Source organism: Bacillus cereus group sp. BceL291 (assembly GCF_051776705.1).
Classification (GTDB): Bacteria; Bacillota; Bacilli; order Bacillales; family Bacillaceae_G; genus Bacillus_A; species Bacillus_A cereus.
The window spans coordinates 1-334 of the sequence record NZ_JBPWAP010000266.1 but is presented as its reverse complement, the minus strand read 5'-3'; the positions used below and the strand labels follow the sequence as shown (position 1 = coordinate 334).

Here is a 334-nt window from a genome sequence, read left to right as displayed (position 1 = left end):
ATCACCTGTATTAGATTTGTATAATGGTGAAATTATTACCTATACAATTGGTTCTAGACCGACGTATTCGCTTGTTTCAGACATGTTAGAGAAAGCATTGGAACGTTTACCTGAAACGCACCAGCTACTGATGCATTCGGATCAAGGATGGCATTATCAAATGAGACAGTACGTCCGGACACTTGAATCAAGAGCTATCGTCCAGAGTATGTCTCGAAAAGGCAACTGTTACGACAACGCAGTAATAGAAAATTTCTTTGGGATTATGAAGTCGGAGTTCCTCTACATAAAAGAATTTGAAAATGTAGAGCACTTTAAAATAGAATTAGAAAAA

Annotated in this window: 1 protein-coding gene; it reads left to right on the top strand. The window is 37.1% G+C overall.

Annotated elements, in window-relative coordinates:
* On the top strand, positions 1–334 hold a 334-nt coding region (locus tag ACS2CR_RS34515), incomplete at both ends, for a DDE-type integrase/transposase/recombinase (RefSeq protein WP_438906169.1).